Source organism: Phaeobacter sp. JH20_29, assembly GCF_048056175.1.
Taxonomy (GTDB): Bacteria; Pseudomonadota; Alphaproteobacteria; order Rhodobacterales; family Rhodobacteraceae; genus Phaeobacter; species Phaeobacter bryozoorum.
In genome coordinates this window covers 145,263-159,888 of record NZ_JAYMWO010000011.1, presented here as the reverse complement: position 1 = coordinate 159,888, position 14,626 = coordinate 145,263, and the positions used below count along the sequence as shown (strand labels likewise).

Annotated in this window: 15 protein-coding genes; 2 read left to right on the top strand and 13 right to left on the bottom strand. The window is 60.4% G+C overall.

Annotated elements, in window-relative coordinates; all coding sequences use genetic code 11:
• Window positions 1-64 precede the first annotated feature (64 nt).
• Genes VWZ85_RS08300 through phnG form a run of 3 tightly spaced genes read right to left on the bottom strand, consistent with a single transcriptional unit; the run spans window position 65 to window position 2,250 of the window.
• Window positions 65-1,174, bottom strand: coding sequence for a carbon-phosphorus lyase complex subunit PhnI (locus VWZ85_RS08300; RefSeq protein WP_416587785.1), 1,110 nt, complete (start codon window positions 1,172-1,174; stop codon window positions 65-67).
• A 3-nt stretch (window positions 1,175-1,177) separates the two neighbouring features.
• The gene (phnH, locus tag VWZ85_RS08295; protein WP_416587784.1) at window positions 1,178-1,774 is read right to left on the bottom strand and encodes a phosphonate C-P lyase system protein PhnH; all 597 of its coding nucleotides are present in this window, start codon (window positions 1,772-1,774) and stop codon (window positions 1,178-1,180) included.
• Window positions 1,774-2,250 (bottom strand): phosphonate C-P lyase system protein PhnG, encoded by a 477-nt coding sequence (gene phnG / locus VWZ85_RS08290; protein WP_416587781.1) that lies wholly within the window; start codon window positions 2,248-2,250, stop codon window positions 1,774-1,776. The genes phnH and phnG overlap by 1 nt, the downstream gene beginning before the upstream one ends.
• A 108-nt stretch (window positions 2,251-2,358) precedes the next feature.
• Here phnG and phnF point away from each other — a divergent pair, with 108 nt between their 5' ends.
• Window positions 2,359-3,093, top strand: a complete 735-nt coding sequence (phnF, locus tag VWZ85_RS08285; RefSeq protein WP_416543333.1) for a phosphonate metabolism transcriptional regulator PhnF — start codon at window positions 2,359-2,361, stop codon at window positions 3,091-3,093.
• Window positions 3,094-3,139: 46 nt separating this feature from the next.
• Here the strand turns inward: phnF and VWZ85_RS08280 are convergent, their stop codons facing one another.
• From VWZ85_RS08280 to phnC, 5 genes are all read right to left on the bottom strand, one after another.
• A complete protein-coding gene (locus tag VWZ85_RS08280) occupies window positions 3,140-3,754 on the bottom strand; it encodes a chloramphenicol acetyltransferase (protein WP_416587778.1) in 615 nt (204 codons plus the stop codon).
• Between the two features lie 51 nt (window positions 3,755-3,805).
• Window positions 3,806-5,176 carry a phosphonate ABC transporter, permease protein PhnE gene (phnE, locus tag VWZ85_RS08275; protein ID WP_416587776.1) on the bottom strand — a complete coding sequence of 457 codons (1,371 nt, stop codon included), beginning with the start codon at window positions 5,174-5,176 and terminating at the stop codon, window positions 3,806-3,808.
• On the bottom strand, window positions 5,173-6,042 hold the full coding sequence (gene phnE, locus VWZ85_RS08270; RefSeq protein ID WP_340544364.1) for a phosphonate ABC transporter, permease protein PhnE: 870 nt from the start codon (window positions 6,040-6,042) through the stop codon (window positions 5,173-5,175). Before phnE (VWZ85_RS08270) ends, phnE (VWZ85_RS08275) begins: the two co-directional genes overlap by 4 nt.
• 160 nt (window positions 6,043-6,202) lie before the next feature.
• The gene (gene phnD / locus VWZ85_RS08265; RefSeq protein ID WP_416543336.1) at window positions 6,203-7,111 is read right to left on the bottom strand and encodes a phosphonate ABC transporter substrate-binding protein; all 909 of its coding nucleotides are present in this window, start codon (window positions 7,109-7,111) and stop codon (window positions 6,203-6,205) included.
• Between the two features lie 59 nt (window positions 7,112-7,170).
• The gene (phnC, locus tag VWZ85_RS08260) at window positions 7,171-7,989 is read right to left on the bottom strand and encodes a phosphonate ABC transporter ATP-binding protein (RefSeq protein ID WP_416587775.1); all 819 of its coding nucleotides are present in this window, start codon (window positions 7,987-7,989) and stop codon (window positions 7,171-7,173) included.
• Between the two features lie 177 nt (window positions 7,990-8,166).
• Here phnC and rpe point away from each other — a divergent pair, with 177 nt between their 5' ends.
• Window positions 8,167-8,856, top strand: a complete 690-nt coding sequence (gene rpe / locus VWZ85_RS08255; protein ID WP_340544360.1) for a ribulose-phosphate 3-epimerase — start codon at window positions 8,167-8,169, stop codon at window positions 8,854-8,856.
• A 128-nt stretch (window positions 8,857-8,984) separates the two neighbouring features.
• Here rpe and VWZ85_RS08250 read toward each other — a convergent pair whose 3' ends face one another.
• From VWZ85_RS08250 to VWZ85_RS08230, 5 genes are all read right to left on the bottom strand, one after another.
• On the bottom strand, window positions 8,985-10,502 hold the full coding sequence (locus VWZ85_RS08250; protein WP_416536478.1) for a class I adenylate-forming enzyme family protein: 1,518 nt from the start codon (window positions 10,500-10,502) through the stop codon (window positions 8,985-8,987).
• Window positions 10,503-10,568: 66 nt separating this feature from the next.
• Window positions 10,569-11,033, bottom strand: a complete 465-nt coding sequence (locus VWZ85_RS08245) for a PaaI family thioesterase (RefSeq protein WP_416545526.1) — start codon at window positions 11,031-11,033, stop codon at window positions 10,569-10,571.
• The gene (locus VWZ85_RS08240; RefSeq protein ID WP_416587774.1) at window positions 11,014-12,159 is read right to left on the bottom strand and encodes an acyl-CoA dehydrogenase family protein; all 1,146 of its coding nucleotides are present in this window, start codon (window positions 12,157-12,159) and stop codon (window positions 11,014-11,016) included. The genes VWZ85_RS08245 and VWZ85_RS08240 overlap by 20 nt, the downstream gene beginning before the upstream one ends.
• The gene (locus tag VWZ85_RS08235) at window positions 12,156-13,355 is read right to left on the bottom strand and encodes an acyl-CoA dehydrogenase family protein (protein WP_416587770.1); all 1,200 of its coding nucleotides are present in this window, start codon (window positions 13,353-13,355) and stop codon (window positions 12,156-12,158) included. The genes VWZ85_RS08240 and VWZ85_RS08235 overlap by 4 nt, the downstream gene beginning before the upstream one ends.
• A gap of 95 nt (window positions 13,356-13,450) precedes the next feature.
• On the bottom strand, window positions 13,451-14,626 hold the full coding sequence (locus VWZ85_RS08230; RefSeq protein WP_416537209.1) for an acetyl-CoA C-acyltransferase: 1,176 nt from the start codon (window positions 14,624-14,626) through the stop codon (window positions 13,451-13,453).

Below are 14,626 nucleotides of genomic sequence, written 5' to 3'. Positions count from 1 at the left end.
CTGATCGGCCAGGAGGTGACTGGTACGCCGAAACGAGCAATACTGATGGATGGGGAGACTAGCCTCATTCTGCCGCCTCCCGTGCCGCCAGCGTTTCCGCCAGCTCCGCTGCCTCGCGGCGCAATTTGCGGACCAGTTCCAGTTCGGATTGGAAATCCACGTAGTGCGGTAGTTTGATGTGCTCGAGGAAACCGGTGGCCTGAATATTGTCGGCGTGGCTTAGGACAAATTCCTCGTCCTGCGCCGGGGCGCCAAGGTTGTCTTCGCCGAGTTCTTCCCAGCGCAGGGCGCGATCGACCAGCGCCATGGCGATAGATTTGCGTTCTGACTGACCAAACACCAGCCCATAGCCACGGGTGAACTGCGGTGGCACGGTTTTCGACCCCTTGAACTGGTTCACGGTCTCGCATTCGGTCAGCTCAACCTCTCCGATCTCAATCGCGAAACCCAGCTCTGGGATCTCCATTTCGACTGGTACGGTGCCGATGCGCAGTTCCCCCACAAAGGCGTGGTTGCGCGCATAGCCACGCTGGGTCGAATAGGCCATGCCAAGGATGAAGCCTTCGTCCCCGCGCGTGAGCGACTGTAGACGCACCGCCCGCCCCGCCGGAAATGACATCGGCTCGCGCGTCAGGTCGCCCGGTTCCGTATCGTCCTGAGGCTCCTGTTCAATAATGTTCTCGCCATCGAGGAAAGTCAGGATATGTGGCGTGTCTTCGCTCCGCGGCTCAGCTGTCTGAGCCTCCGGCAAATCTTCGGCATCACTCTCCGCCGCCAGTTTGAAATCCAGCAAGCGATGGGTGTAATCGAAGGTCGGCCCAAGCACCTGACCACCAGGCGCATCCTTAAAGGTCGCAGAGATCCGTCGGTCACAGGCCATACGGCTCGTTTCAACCGGCTCAGATGCGCCGAAGCGCGGCAGCGTTGTGCGATAGGCGCGGATCAGAAAAATCGCTTCAATCAGATCCCCACGCGCCTGTTTGATCGCCAGCGCCGCCAGGTCAGGATCGTAAAGCGAGCCCTCTGCCATCACCCGGTTCACCGCCAGGCTCAGCTGTTCGCGAATCTGGGCCAGGCTCAGCTCGGCCACCGATGTATGGCCCCGGCGTTCTTCGGCCAGCCACGCATGGGCGTTGTCAATCGCCCGTTCGCCCCCTTTTACGGCAACATACATGTCTTAGCCCTCCTTCTTGGACAGCGGAGCAATCCGGCTGGAACGTGGCAGCGCGCAAAGCTGGCTGCCGACGGTGAAATAAGTGTCGAACCCCAGCGGGAAGAGCGCAGAGTTATCCTGAAATGCGCCCAGATCAGGCAGGCGAATCTGGCCGGTGTCTTTAATGCCGGGGCCGCTCAATTCAGCGTTGGGTCGTGCAAGTTCGTCCATTTCAACGATCAGAGTGGCTGAGCGATCCGGGTATTCAGCCGTGCCGATACGATAGGCATCAACTGGTGCCAGCGCAGCCCAGCCGCCCAGCGCAAAATCTGCAACATCAGCCGCCACCAGCGGCGCGCCTGTATGAAACGTGACCCATTCCCGCACCGCCAGCGTGTCAACATCCGGCGCTAGGTAGAGACCCGTGTCGGGATCACACAGCGTCAGCAACAGGCTGCCAACGGCGACAGACAGGTCATCGGGTGGCGCTGCGCCAGTGATGTCCATGATCTGGCCAGGACGTGCCATGGCGGTCATCGCAGCGCGAAACGCATGCGCCGACTGCACCGCAGGAGAAGCAAAACCACCAGAGAAATGAGAAGCCTGGGCTTGCGTCGACATCAGTCTTCCCCCCGCACCATTGTAAAGAAATCAACTTTCGTAGCGGCGGCTTTTGCAGCCCGAGCCGCCTTTTTCGCCTGCTTTGCCTCGCGCAGCGGTGCCAGGATCTGACGCTGCACGTCGGCCGCCGCCCCGGTCTGCATCAGCGCATCAATCTTGGCGGCGATCTCAGCCTGTGCCTTGTTACGGCCCTGAACATAGCCGTGACCGACAACGCCATCGGCCAATGTCAGCGCGCAGCGGGTAACCGTCATTTCACCTAGGTTGAAGGCCGCTCCGCTGGCCCCCATGCGCCCCCGCACCATCACGCCGCCAACTTCGGGCGGGCGCAGCCATGCGTGTTCGGGGTTCTGCCCATAGCTCTGCCAGAGCTCCTGCAATGCCGCGGCATTTGCAGAGGCAAGAAGGCTCATCCATGCTTGGCGGTCCACCCCGCTGCCGGTACCACCCGCTGTGATGCTGTTTTCTCTGTTCATCTTGTCGAAGCCTCTTGGCCTGTTTGTCTAGCTTATCTATACAACTAGACAAATGTTACCTGAGTCGCCCCACGCGGCGCAACGACAACCTTGTGAAAGTTTCGTGACATGCCCCGCACCCCGGTCTGGAAATCCATCGCCATCAGCCTCACCGATGACATCGCACAGGGGCGCTATCAGACCGGCGACAAGCTTCCGCCAGAGGTGCAGCTCGCAGGTCGATTTGGGGTCAACCGCCACACTGTCCGTCGCGCCTTGTCGGAGATGGCAGACCAGGGGCTGGTTCACGCCCGCCGGGGCGCCGGTGTCTTTGTTGCGGCTCAGCCAACAGATTACCCGATTGGCAAAAGAGTCCGCTTTCACCAGAACGTCGCTCGGCTGGGACGTATTCCAGCAAAGAAAATCCTCAGCCTGGAGACCCGGGCTGCCGACCGCCGAGAAGCCGAAGCGCTGGGGCTGGAATCAGGAACAGCCGTACATGTCTATGATGGGTTGTCACTGGCGGATGGCCAGCCGATTGCCCTCTTCCAAAGCGTCTTCCCCGCCGAAGACCTGCCTGATCTGCTCCCCGCGTTGCAAGAGACCCAATCGGTAACAGCGGCTCTGAAGATCTGCGGGGTCACCGACTATACGAGGGTGGAGACCCGTATCACGGCCAAACTCGCAACTGCCACGCAGGCACTGCACCTCAGGATCTCCGAGGGCAGCCCGATCCTGCGGACAACCGGCATCAACGCAGCGCCAGACGGGACCCCTGTCGAATTTGGCCGAACTTGGTTTGCCGGGGACCGGGTGACCCTGACCGTCAGCGATCAGGATGACGCGGGTTTGGCCGACGGGTGACCTGCCTGCATGACGCCCTCGTTGATGGCTGATCCGCAGGTAGGTGCTAGGCGTATTTCTCTAAGAAGGCTTCGGCGCTTAGCGCTCGGAAATCGGGGACCGCCGCCTTCAACCGGGCATTGTCCCAGTCCCACCAGGCCAAGGCGATCATCGCCTCAGCGACTGCTTCGGTATACCGACGCCGGATGAGCCGCGCCGTGTTTCCCCCGACGATCGTATAGGGGGCAACGTCCTTGGTGACGACAGTCCCGGCCGCCACCACGGCACCATGGCCAATGGTCACCTCGGGCTTGATCAGCACACCATGCCCGATCCAGGTGTCGTGGCCGATATGTGCCAGCCGACTGGCACGATGCTGAAACCAGTCCGCGTCATCTTCGATGTCGTCCCAATAGGCCGACGAGCGGTAGAGGAAATGATGCAGCGAGGCCTTTGGCAGCGGATGATCGGTGGCGCCAATACGCGTGGCGCTGGCGATATTCGAGAACTTCCCGATCTCAGCATTCGCGATATCACAGTAGCGATCACAGTAGCTGTAATCGCCGAACCGGCTGTTCAGTACCCGGCTTTCCGCCCCGATTTCGACGAAGGCGCCAAACTGGCTGTTTGCTATCGAACAGTTGGAATGAAGATACGGCTGATCGGCAGAGAGACGGGGCATTGGGTGGCTTTCGAAGATATTGAAGAGACAGGTTCTTAGCACCGCCAACGGTCACGGCAGCAGCATCGCGCCACCCTGACGGCGGGCCTTGCGGCCCGGCTCGCCCTTGATCAGGCGGCGGCGCAGCCAACCGGACACCCAATCCATGACCATCACCATGAGAATGATCAGCACGATGTAATAGGCAACCTCTTCCCAGTCCTTCTGGGTGATAATGGCCTGAGTCAGCAGCAAGCCGATACCGCCACCGGTGATGGCGCCAATGATCGTTGCGCTGCGCGTGTTTGATTCCAGAAAATAGAGCAGCTGGCTCAGCAAGACAGGCGTGATCTGCGGAATGACACCGAAGCGATAGCGCTGCGCCGACTTCGCGCCTGTGGAGGCAACGCCTTCGATCTGTTTCTCGTCCACATTCTCCAGCGCCTCTGAGAAAATCTTGCCAAAGGTGCCAGTGTCGGTCACCAGGATCGCCAAAGCGCCAGTCAGCGGACCGGGTCCAAAGGCCCGGGCAAGGACCACGGTCCAGATCAGAGAGTCGACGCCGCGCACGAAGTCAAAAAGGCGACGGGTTGCAAAGCGGACCGCGCGCAGCGGCATGAAGTTCCGGGTAGCAGCAAATGCGAGCGGCAGCGCAATCAGCCCCGCGCCCATCGTGCCAAGGAACGCCATCAGCAGCGTTTCGAAAATGGCCCAGGCCACATCCTGATGCCGCCACATCTTGTTGGTCCAGAAATCGTGGAAGATCGCGCCCGCTTCACCGGTTGCGGCCCGGGTCATCAGCTCACCCGGCCCCAGACCGTGGTAACGGCTGTCGAGGGTGAAGAAGAACAGCTCCCAACCAGCAAAATACCGAAACACCTCCGCACGGTTACGGGTCACCGTCAGACGCCCGGCATCGGTCGTCACCGCCAACCGGTTCTTTGAGACATTGATCCAATCCGGCAGATCGCCTGCCGGAAATTCGGCCTGAACGCCAGCGCTGCGACTTGGGGTTGCGCGGATCCTACCATAGCCGGGGATATCAAAAACAATGCTCTCGGGGCCAAAGCGAACCTGATGACCATCTTCGAGGTCAATCACGGTAACGTCGGACGGTGTCGTCGCGAGGGAAACCCACTCCGGCGCTTGCCCATCGGGATAGGCCCCTTTGCGCTCTCCCTCGATGGCGACGCTAACGTCACCTGTCCGATTGTCGCGCGTGACGTGGGTTTTGTAGCTGTAACTATCTGCCACCAGCGTGCGGGCATTCTGAGGATTCATCCGCGCGGCCAGCCCCGCAACGTCGAAGGCGACGAAGACATAGGCGAGATAGACCAGTACCAAGAGCGGCAGAGAAAGGCTCAGGACGCGCTTGCGGATGAACAGGCGCTCCATGTCCAGTTTGCGCAAGGTCGGCGGAACAGTGGTGTCAAAGGTCGTCATTGTTTGGCTCCGTGGGTCAGCCGGTCGCGCAGCAGGCCCGACAGTTGATCCACCAGGACGATGGTAAAAAACAGCAAAAGAAAGATCGCCGCAGCTTCATCATACCGCCCCTGCCCCCAGGACATGGCGTTACGCAGCTCGTAGCCGATACCGCCTGCCCCGACGAAGCCGAGAATGGCGGAGGCGCGGATATTGATTTCGAACCGCAGAAGTGCGTAGCTCACATAGTTCGGGCCGACCTGGGGAAAAACGCCCAGCACCATGCGCTGCGCCCAACCGGCCCCGACAGAGGCCAGTCCTTCGACAGGCTTCAGCGATGCGTTTTCATTCACCTCGGAAAACAGCTTGCCCAGAGCGCCCGCAGTGTGGATCGCAATCGCGATCATCGCAGGCACCGGTCCACCACCCAAAAGAAAGATCAGCACCAGTGCGATGACGATTTCCGGGATCGCACGAAAGATATCCAGCATCCGGCGGAACAGCGGGATAAGGCGCGGCCAGCGCGCCAGCCCCCGTGTTGCCAACAAAGACAGGATGGTTCCGAAGATTGCCCCAATCAGCGTGGCAGCGGCAGCGATGTTCAAGGTCTCGATCAGGGCCGGTGAAAACTGTAACACATGCCCGGGCAATAGGGCCACCTTCTCGACCGCTTCCGAAAGCACCTCAGAGGGGTAGTCAAAAACATGGGTAATCCCATTCCAGAAAGACCCTGCGTTGCGATCGTCGGCGATCCTGAAACCGGCGGCCATCATCGCCACAAATACGGCCAGAAGGATCCCGCCATAAAGGCGCTTGCGCTGTATCAGCGCCTGGTAATCGGCCTGAATGTCGGACACCGAAGGGGCCGAGGCTGTTGCATCTGTCATGAATGAGATCCTGTGTCGTCGAAAACAGCCGAACGGCTGGGCTTTCGATGTTTCACGTGGTGGAGACTGCGCGCAGTCAGTTCCGAACCAGGGCAGTTGGCAGATAAAATGGCGGGGTTCGGCACGAATTCTCCGAACCCCGCGCGCTTAGGTACTGAAATTAGTTGGACTTCAATTTCCGCGCTTCGATGATAACCTCGTAGGCCTCGTGGGTGATCGGCATGAAGCCTTTCGCCTCACCGGCGGCCACACCATAGAAACATTCAGCATCCATCGACTTCAGAGAGGCCATCAGGCCAGTCATCTTCAGCTTCACGTCCTCGGGCAGTTCGGTGCGCAGAACAACCGGGCCCTCGGGAATAGGCTTGGACTGCCAGATCTGCACCAGATCGTTCATATCGACGAGACCTGCATCAACCGCGCGACGCAGCGCGCCAGAGTTGAAACCATCTTCCCATTCGCCCAGACCGTCTGCCCAGCTGACGCCGGCGTCCACATCGCCATTCGCAACAGCGACGATTGTCTGCTCATGCCCGCCCGTGAATTTAACCTCGCCAAAGTAATCGCCGGAGGTCATGGTCGCGCCGGTTACCTGTGGAATCTCGATCGAAGGGATCAGGAAACCGGAGGTGGAGTTTGGATCACCAAAACCAAATGTCTTGCCCTGCATGTCATCGAGCGATGTGATCCCGCTATCCTTACGCGTGAAACCGATGGAATAGTAGCCATAGCCACCGTCGTTGTTCACCTTTACCAGGATCGGCTCTACCGCCGCCGGATCACTGAGATAAGTTTTGGCATAGCCGGATGCACCCAGCCACGCCATGTCGATGGTGCCGCCCAACAGCCCCTGGATCACCCCGTTGTAGTCGGCCGGGGCAAAGAGTTTGGTTTCGACCCCCAGAAGATCCTCGGTCTTTTGACGCAGGCACTCGTTGTTGTTCAGGCGATCCTGAGCGTTTTCACCACCAAGAATACCGATACGGAATTCCTGAATTTCCGAGGTCTCAGCAAGAACCGGTGCGGTCAGCGCGGTGGTCGCCAGAATGGCAGCAATAAGGTTTTTCATTAGTCAATCTCTCTGGTTGGTCATGTCGGCGAACGAACCGCCGGGTTTGGAAAAAACTGTCAGTTCGCCGGAACAGGCTGTCGGCGCGGCTGAATACGGTTCAATGTCTCGATCTCGGTAGAGGTTGCGGCCTCGGAGAAGTCCGCGCCCGCGCCGTAGATTTCGCGGGCGACACCGGTCGTCAGTTGTTCCGGCAACCCATCGAACACGATGCGCCCGTCCCGCATGCCGACAACGCGGTCGCAGTAGCGACGTGCGGTATCCAGTGTGTGCAGATTGGCGATGACCGTGCGGCCGTCCTCCTCGTGGATGCGGCGCAGTGCCTCCATGACTGTCTGGGCATTCATCGGATCAAGCGAGGCAATCGGCTCATCCGCCAGAATGATCCTCGGATCCTGCATCAGAGCCCGTGCGATCGCGACCCGCTGTTGTTGACCACCCGAGAGCGCCTCGGCCCGTTTGGCGGCGTGTTCGGCGATACCAAGCCGGTCAAGGATATCAATCGCGCGATGGATGTCGTCCATCGGGTAGAGATTGAACAACGTCGCAAGGCTCGAGCGACGGTTGAGCGTGCCGTGCAGCACGTTGGACACGACATCCATCCGCGGAACCAGATTGAACTGCTGAAAGATCATCGCACAATCGGATTGCCAGGCGCGTTTCTCCTTGCCGCGCAGCTGGGTCACATCGCGCCCTTCGAAAAGGATGCGCCCCTCACTGGCGTCCCCAAGCCGGTTGATCATCCGCAGCAACGTGGATTTCCCCGCGCCCGAGCGGCCGATAATGCCGATCATGCAGGGCTTGTCGATATTCAGCGTCGCGGCATCCACCGCGATCTTGTCGCCGAATCTCTTGGTCAGTTTGTCAATTCGCAGCACCTGAGGCTCCCGTCTCTTTGCGGGACTGACTAAGCTGCCAGATCAAAACTTGTGTGTCATCGCGGTGAAGCTTTTGTAACGGCCGGCATGACAACAGCCAGCACGCCCCTAGGCGCGCCGGCAACAAGCCGCTATACGGCGACGAAACGCTGCCCACGAAACCAAGGAACTGCTGCCATGTCTTTCGACCGCTCCATCAAAATCGCACCTTCGATCCTGTCTGCCGACTTTGCCAATTTTGGTCAGGAGATTCAGGCCATCGAATCCCAAGGCGCCGATTGGGTTCATATCGATGTGATGGACGGGCATTTTGTACCCAACCTTACTTTTGGTCCGATGGCGGTGAAGGCGTTTCGCCCACATGTCAAAACCGTGATGGATGTGCATCTGATGATTGCGCCGGTCGACCCCTATATCGATGCCTATGCAGATGCCGGGGCCGACGTGCTGACCGCACATGTCGAGGCCGGGCCGCATATTCATCGCACCCTGCAAGCGATCCGTGGGGCAGGTATGAAAGCCGGTGTGGCCCTGAACCCCGGCACCCCTGCCGAGGCGGTTGCCCATCTGCTGGATCTGACCGATCTGATCTGCGTCATGACGGTGAACCCCGGGTTCGGCGGTCAGAAGTTCATCGATATGACCGCCAAGATTCGTAGCCTGCGGTCCATGATCGGTGATCGCCCGGTGCATATCGAGATTGATGGCGGCGTTGACCCCAAGACCGCACCGCTGGTGGCAGAAGCCGGGGCGGACGTGCTGGTCGCCGGATCAGCAGTGTTCAAGGGCGGCTCCGTCGATACGCCGGAGGTTTACGGAGAGAATATCCGCAACATCCGAGCCGCTGCTGCTGGCGTCTGGGCCTGAGCGAGCGACATCACAGCAGCGCGCATTCAGTAGGGCGGACACAAGGAACTCCCGCCCGCTGCGACGCCTTTCAAGAAAGGCGCTGAAGCCGTTGAGCCAAGCGCCGCGCGTTGCGCGGCGCGGGCGCTTCACGCCAGCCGGTCCGCGAAATGGGACAGCAGAAGATGCTTCAGGATCTTGCCTGTCGGTGCCGCTGGCAGCTGTTCTGTGAGCACAATAAGGCCGGGCCGTTTATAGCCTGCCAGACGCTCTGCCACGAAGAGACGTAAGTCCTCAACCCGAGGCGCATCGGCAGTGGCCACCTGCACAAAGGCGACCACCTGTTCGTCCCCGTCCATCTGGCGGCCGACAACAGCGGATTGAACCACCTGCGGATGGGCATTCAGAGCTGCTTCGACCTCCGGCGGGAAGACATTGAAACCGCCATGGATAATCAGCTCCTTGGCGCGTCCGTCGATGTGCAGATTGCCGCTTTGGTCCCAACGCCCCATATCGCCGCTGCGCAGCCAACCTTCGGGATCGAGAGCCGCCCGCGTGGCGTTCGGGTTGCGGAAATAGCCGAGCATAACGTTGTCTCCGCGCAGGCAGATCTCTCCCAGCCCGCCGCCGCCGCCCGGAACATTTTCATCCAGACGCACCTCAACCCCCGATAGCGGTGGGCCAACCGATGTATCAGGGTCACCCAGGCAGTTGCGTGTCGCGCAGATCCCTGCCGTGGCCTCGGTCATCCCATAGCCGTTCTGCAGGGCAACGCCGTAAAAATCTTCCGCCCGCCGTTTCCAATCCGGGTCGAGCGGAGCCGCGCCAGAGGAGACATAGCGCAGATCGGGACTATCAAGATGCGCCAACCCCTGTTCCTTAGCGTATTGCATCACCAGCGCGTGCATCTGCGGTACGGCGGAAACCAAGGTGACGCCGCTCCGCAACGCCTGATAAAACCGCGCCGCGCTAAAGCGCGCCTCAAGACGAACCTCGGCCCCGATCATCACGGAGGCGGTCAGAACGGACGCAAGGCCAAACACGTGGCTAAGTGGCAAAACGCCATAGATCACATCTCGTACGGTCATATCGCGCAAGCGAGCCGAGGCACCGCCGCCGAAACTCAGGTTTCCATGGCTGAGCATCACCCCCTTTGGATCACCGGTCGTACCGGTTGTGTAGAGCAGCACGGCCAGATCGGACGGTATCGTTTCATCGCCTCGATCGCCCGCCGCAACACCCTCTCCGGGGGCTGACATAACGATCTGCAAGCTGCCCAGATCGCCCGGCATCGGGTGTGCGCCCAATCGGGCCGCGTGGGCCGCAGCATCCGGCGAAGCGGCCACCGTCAGCAGGATCACTGTCGGCTCGGCATGGGCGCGGATACGCTCGACCTCGGGCGCTCGCATCCGGGCATTCACGGGAACTGCAACACCGCCCAATTGTGAGGTAGCAAACAGGGCTGCAACGGCGACGCAGCAGTTCTCGCAGAGTAACATGACCCGGTCACCCGGCCCCACTCCAGCGGCCACCAGATGAGATCGCAGTTCATCGCAGACGCGGGCAAGCTCACCATAAGTCCACTTCGTGCCGCCGCTGTCGCTGAAGGCCGGAGACTCCGGACGATGGCGCGCATGTTGCTCAAGATACTCGTGCCAAAGCGTCATGTTCGATTCCCCGTGGTCGTGTTGATATCTGTCCCCCCCCGCAGACAAAGCTGCGCCGCGGGGGCCTCAGCCCCGTATCCTTTTGAAGACCCCGCTCGCGGTGGCCAAGATCTGCCCGCGACCATCCACCAGCTCTCCCGCCACATAGGCCAGGGAGGCACCACCGCCTGTTGCCGTTGCCGATGCCACAACCTGCCCGGACCGTGCAGCCGCGATATAGGACAAGGTCAGTGAGACGGTCACCACCGGCGGGTGCAAGGCTGCGTCAAAATGCTGAGATGCCGTATTGCCACAGACCACATCCATCAGGGTCGCAACGATGCCACCATGCAGTAGGCCATTGCGGTTAAGGTGCTGTGGAGCAAGCTCCAGCATCACAAGGCATGCCCCGGTTTGCGTATCGATCTCGGTGCGATACCCGACCATCTGCTGACAACCTGGATCGTCAATGATGCGCTTGGTGCCCCCGGACCCATGTGCTGCCGCAGCCTCGGTGGCCTGCGATATCGGATCAGGCCGCCGTGAGGTCAATGAACCGCTCCAACTGGGTATCAGCATCACCAAAGCGGTGTTCCGCCAAGACGATGCGTTTGGCGATATGGGCCAACTCATATTCGGCAGTCATCGCGATGCCTCCGTGAAGCTGGATCGCCTCTTCCGCGATATGGCGCCCCGTCCGCCCGATGAGATTGCGCGCGGCGGCGATATGACGATCCCGCACCAGAGGCAGATCCTCCAGGTGGCCTGCTGCATTGATCACGGCAGAACGCGCCTGTTCGAGCTCGATCAACATCTCTGCAACGCGATGCTGCAAGGCCTGAAACGTGCCGATTGGACGTCCGAATTGCTGCCGTGTAGTCAGGTAATCCATCGTCAGCCGTACGGCTGTTTCCATCGCGCCAAGCGTCTCTGCGGCGAGCGCAACCTCCGCCGCGGCAATGGCGCCTTCGATACGGTCCGCAGCATTGCCAGCTGCGCCGATCCGCGCTGATTTCGACAGCCGAACACAATCCAGTTCCATCTCGGCGGCTCTACCGCCTGCCAGCAATGCGCTACCCCGCATTCGCAGACCGGGTGCATCGGGGCGAACACAAAATAGGGACAGGCCGTCACGATCTCCGGGTGACCCCGCTTCGCGCGCGGCAACAATCAGCAAGTCGGCCGCCTCTGCATTCACCACCACGGATTTCCGCCCGGTGAGCAGAATGTCATCCCCCTCGTCGACAGCCTTGGTTTCGATCCAGGTACGCTCATACCGGCTGGCAGGCTCGCCGTGGGCAAAGGCCAGCTGCAGATCTCCAGCGATCAGCCGATCAATCGTTTTCTGATCACGCGGCGAAATCGGATCTGTGCCAGAGCCACACAGCAGCACGCCACAAAGAACGGCGCTGTCAAGCACCGGTTCAACAACGCCGGCCCGGCCCAATTCCTCAAACACCGTCGCAATGTCGAATCCGGCCCCGCCATATCCACCAGCGGCCTCGGGCAGCAGCGCGCCAATCACCCCGAGGTCAGCAAGCTGTCCCCAAATTTCCGGAGAGTACCCCGAAGGATCGGCAAGCGCCTGGTTTCGGGCGGCGACAGAATACCGATCGCGAAGAAACCGGCGCAAACTGTCCTGAAGCATCTGGCGCTCTTCTGTCAGCTGAAAGTTCATGTCCTGCCTCCCAGTGAAACCTTGGCAATGATATTCTTCTGGATCTCGTTCGATCCACCGAAGATCGACAGTTTTCGATTGTTGAAATACTGGGCCGCGACAGCTTCGCTCCCCTCTGGCGGAGAAAGCGCGTTGTTGTCACCGGCTACCGCCTCCGACGCAAACGGCAGGGCATAAACCCCCGCTGCGCGCCGTGCGAGATCGTTGATCTCCTGACGTATTTCGGTGCCTTTCACCTTGAGCATGGAGCTTTCGACGCCGGGCGCCTGCCCTTGGGCCGCAGCTGAGATGATGCGTAGATTGGTGGTGGACATGGCCATCAGATCGATTTCCGCACGAGCGATTCGCGCGGCGAAATGTGGATTTTCGATCAGCGGACGACCGCGATGAAGCTGGTGACGCGCGAGACGTTTCACCGCCTCCAACCCTGCTTGGCTGAACCCGACACCTGCAATATTGGTGCGTTCATGGGTCAGCAGATATTTGGCATAGGTCCAGCCTTTGTTTTCCTCACCAACCAGATTTTCAGCAGGCACGCGCACATCATTGAACCAGACTTCGTTGACCTCATGGGTGCCATCAAGAAGGATGATCGGCCGCACTTCGATGCCTGGTGTCGCCATGTCAATCAGCAGAAAGGAAATCCCCTCCTGCTGCTTGGCCTGAGGATCAGTGCGGACGAGACAGAAAATCCAGTTGGCGAATTGGCCAAGCGTGGTCCAAGTTTTTTGTCCGTTGACGATATAATGGTCACCATCGCGAACTGCGCGCGTGCTCAGGCTGGCCAGATCGGACCCTGCGCCCGGCTCGGAATATCCCTGACACCACCAGTGTTCACCGGACAGAATTTTGGGCAGGAAATACGCGCGCTGCGCATCGGATCCGAATTTTTGCAGAACCGGCGCAAGCATGGTCAAACCAAACGGAACGATGCGCGGCGCGTGGGCGCGACAACATTCTTCTTCGAAGATGTGGCGCTGGACCGCATTCCAGCCGCAGCCGCCATACTCCTGCGGCCAGGTCGGTGCCAGCCACCCCTGATCGTTCAGGATCTGGTGCCAGCAATCATGCCCCTCTTTGCCGATACCCCGACCCAGGCGCACAGCGTCCGACAGATCCTGAGGCAGCTTCGCCTCCAGAAAGGCGCGCACTTCCGCGCGAAAGGCCACCTCTTCGGTCGAGTAATTCAGATCCATCTCCGCGTACCTCCCCGCGCTATTTCGATAGTGCCCGCTGCTCTCATCCGGGATCTACTTGGACCGCACCTGCCGGCGAAGCCGTACCCAGATAGTCAGTAGATCTCGAACAGGCCCGCAGCCCCCATGCCGCCGCCGATGCACATGGTTGCAACACCCAGCTTGGCCCCACGTCGACGGCCCTCACGCAGCAGATGCCCGACCATTCGTGCGCCTGTCATGCCAAAGGGATGGCCGATGGCAATTGATCCGCCGTTCACGTTGCAGATTTCATCCGGGATACGGAGCTGGTCACGGCAATAGAGCGCCTGGCTGGCAAAAGCCTCATTCAGCTCCCACAGATCGATATCCGCGACTGTCAGCCCGTGCCGTTCCAGCAGGCGCGGCACCGCATGTACCGGGCCGATGCCCATTTCGTCAGGCGCACAGCCGGCAACGCAGAACCCGCGAAACGCCCCCATCGGGTTCAGCCCTCGACGGCTTGCCTCGGTGGCCTCCATCATCACGACCGCCGCCGAACCATCGGAAAGCTGGCTGGCGTTTCCTGCGGTAATGAACTTGCCCTCGCCACGCACCGGGTCCAATCCGGCAAGCCCGTCCAAAGTGGTTTGCGGGCGATTACATTCGTCGCGATCCACAGTCACCTCGCGGGTGCCAACCTCACCGGTTTCCTTATCTTTTAAAGCCATAACGGTCTGCATGGGCACGATTTCGTCGTCAAACAGCCCTGCACCCTGCGCCGCTGCTATCCGCTGCTGGCTGCGCAGCCCGTAGGCATCCTGCGCTTCCCGGCTGATCCCGTAACGCTCGGCAACGATATCTGCGGTATCGATCATGGCCAAATAAACGTCTGGCTTGTGCGCCTGCAACCAGGGGTCCTGCACCTGCTTCACATTGGGCTGCACCATGGAGATGCTCTCGACCCCACCTGCAACCATCGGGCCAGCCCCTTCGGCTGTAATCTGCTGGGCCGCAAGCGCGATGGTCTGAAGACCCGAGGCGCAGAACCGGTTCACAGTCATGCCTGCTGCGGTCTGCGGCAATCCCGCGCGCAGCGCAATCTGACGTCCGATATTGTGACCCGTAGCCTGTTCGGGGAACCCGCAGCCGATAATGCAATCCTCGATCTCTCCACCATCTAGGCCAGCCCGCTCGACGGCTGCAGCTACGGCATGGCCGCCCAAAGTCGCGCCATGGGTCTGGTTGAACGATCCGCGAAAAGACTTGGCCAACCCAGTGCGGGCAGCGGAAACGATGACAGCCTGTTTCAT

What these genes read in the sequence shown, in the direction of transcription:
- VWZ85_RS08300 (WP_416587785.1), bottom strand. Translation starts at nt 1,174, where the DNA reads ATGTATGTTGCCGTAAAAGGGGGCGAACGGGCGATTGACAACGCCCAT.
- phnH (WP_416587784.1), bottom strand. Translation starts at nt 1,774, where the DNA reads ATGTCGACGCAAGCCCAGGCTTCTCATTTCTCTGGTGGTTTTGCTTCT.
- phnG (WP_416587781.1), bottom strand. Translation starts at nt 2,250, where the DNA reads ATGAACAGAGAAAACAGCATCACAGCGGGTGGTACCGGCAGCGGGGTG.
- phnF (WP_416543333.1), top strand. Translation starts at nt 2,359, where the DNA reads ATGCCCCGCACCCCGGTCTGGAAATCCATCGCCATCAGCCTCACCGAT.
- VWZ85_RS08280 (WP_416587778.1), bottom strand. Translation starts at nt 3,754, where the DNA reads ATGCCCCGTCTCTCTGCCGATCAGCCGTATCTTCATTCCAACTGTTCG.
- phnE (WP_416587776.1), bottom strand. Translation starts at nt 5,176, where the DNA reads ATGACGACCTTTGACACCACTGTTCCGCCGACCTTGCGCAAACTGGAC.
- phnE (WP_340544364.1), bottom strand. Translation starts at nt 6,042, where the DNA reads ATGACAGATGCAACAGCCTCGGCCCCTTCGGTGTCCGACATTCAGGCC.
- phnD (WP_416543336.1), bottom strand. Translation starts at nt 7,111, where the DNA reads ATGAAAAACCTTATTGCTGCCATTCTGGCGACCACCGCGCTGACCGCA.
- rpe (WP_340544360.1), top strand. Translation starts at nt 8,167, where the DNA reads ATGTCTTTCGACCGCTCCATCAAAATCGCACCTTCGATCCTGTCTGCC.
- VWZ85_RS08250 (WP_416536478.1), bottom strand. Translation starts at nt 10,502, where the DNA reads ATGACGCTTTGGCACGAGTATCTTGAGCAACATGCGCGCCATCGTCCG.
- VWZ85_RS08240 (WP_416587774.1), bottom strand. Translation starts at nt 12,159, where the DNA reads ATGAACTTTCAGCTGACAGAAGAGCGCCAGATGCTTCAGGACAGTTTG.
- VWZ85_RS08235 (WP_416587770.1), bottom strand. Translation starts at nt 13,355, where the DNA reads ATGGATCTGAATTACTCGACCGAAGAGGTGGCCTTTCGCGCGGAAGTG.
- VWZ85_RS08230 (WP_416537209.1), bottom strand. Translation starts at nt 14,626, where the DNA reads ATGAAACAGGCTGTCATCGTTTCCGCTGCCCGCACTGGGTTGGCCAAG.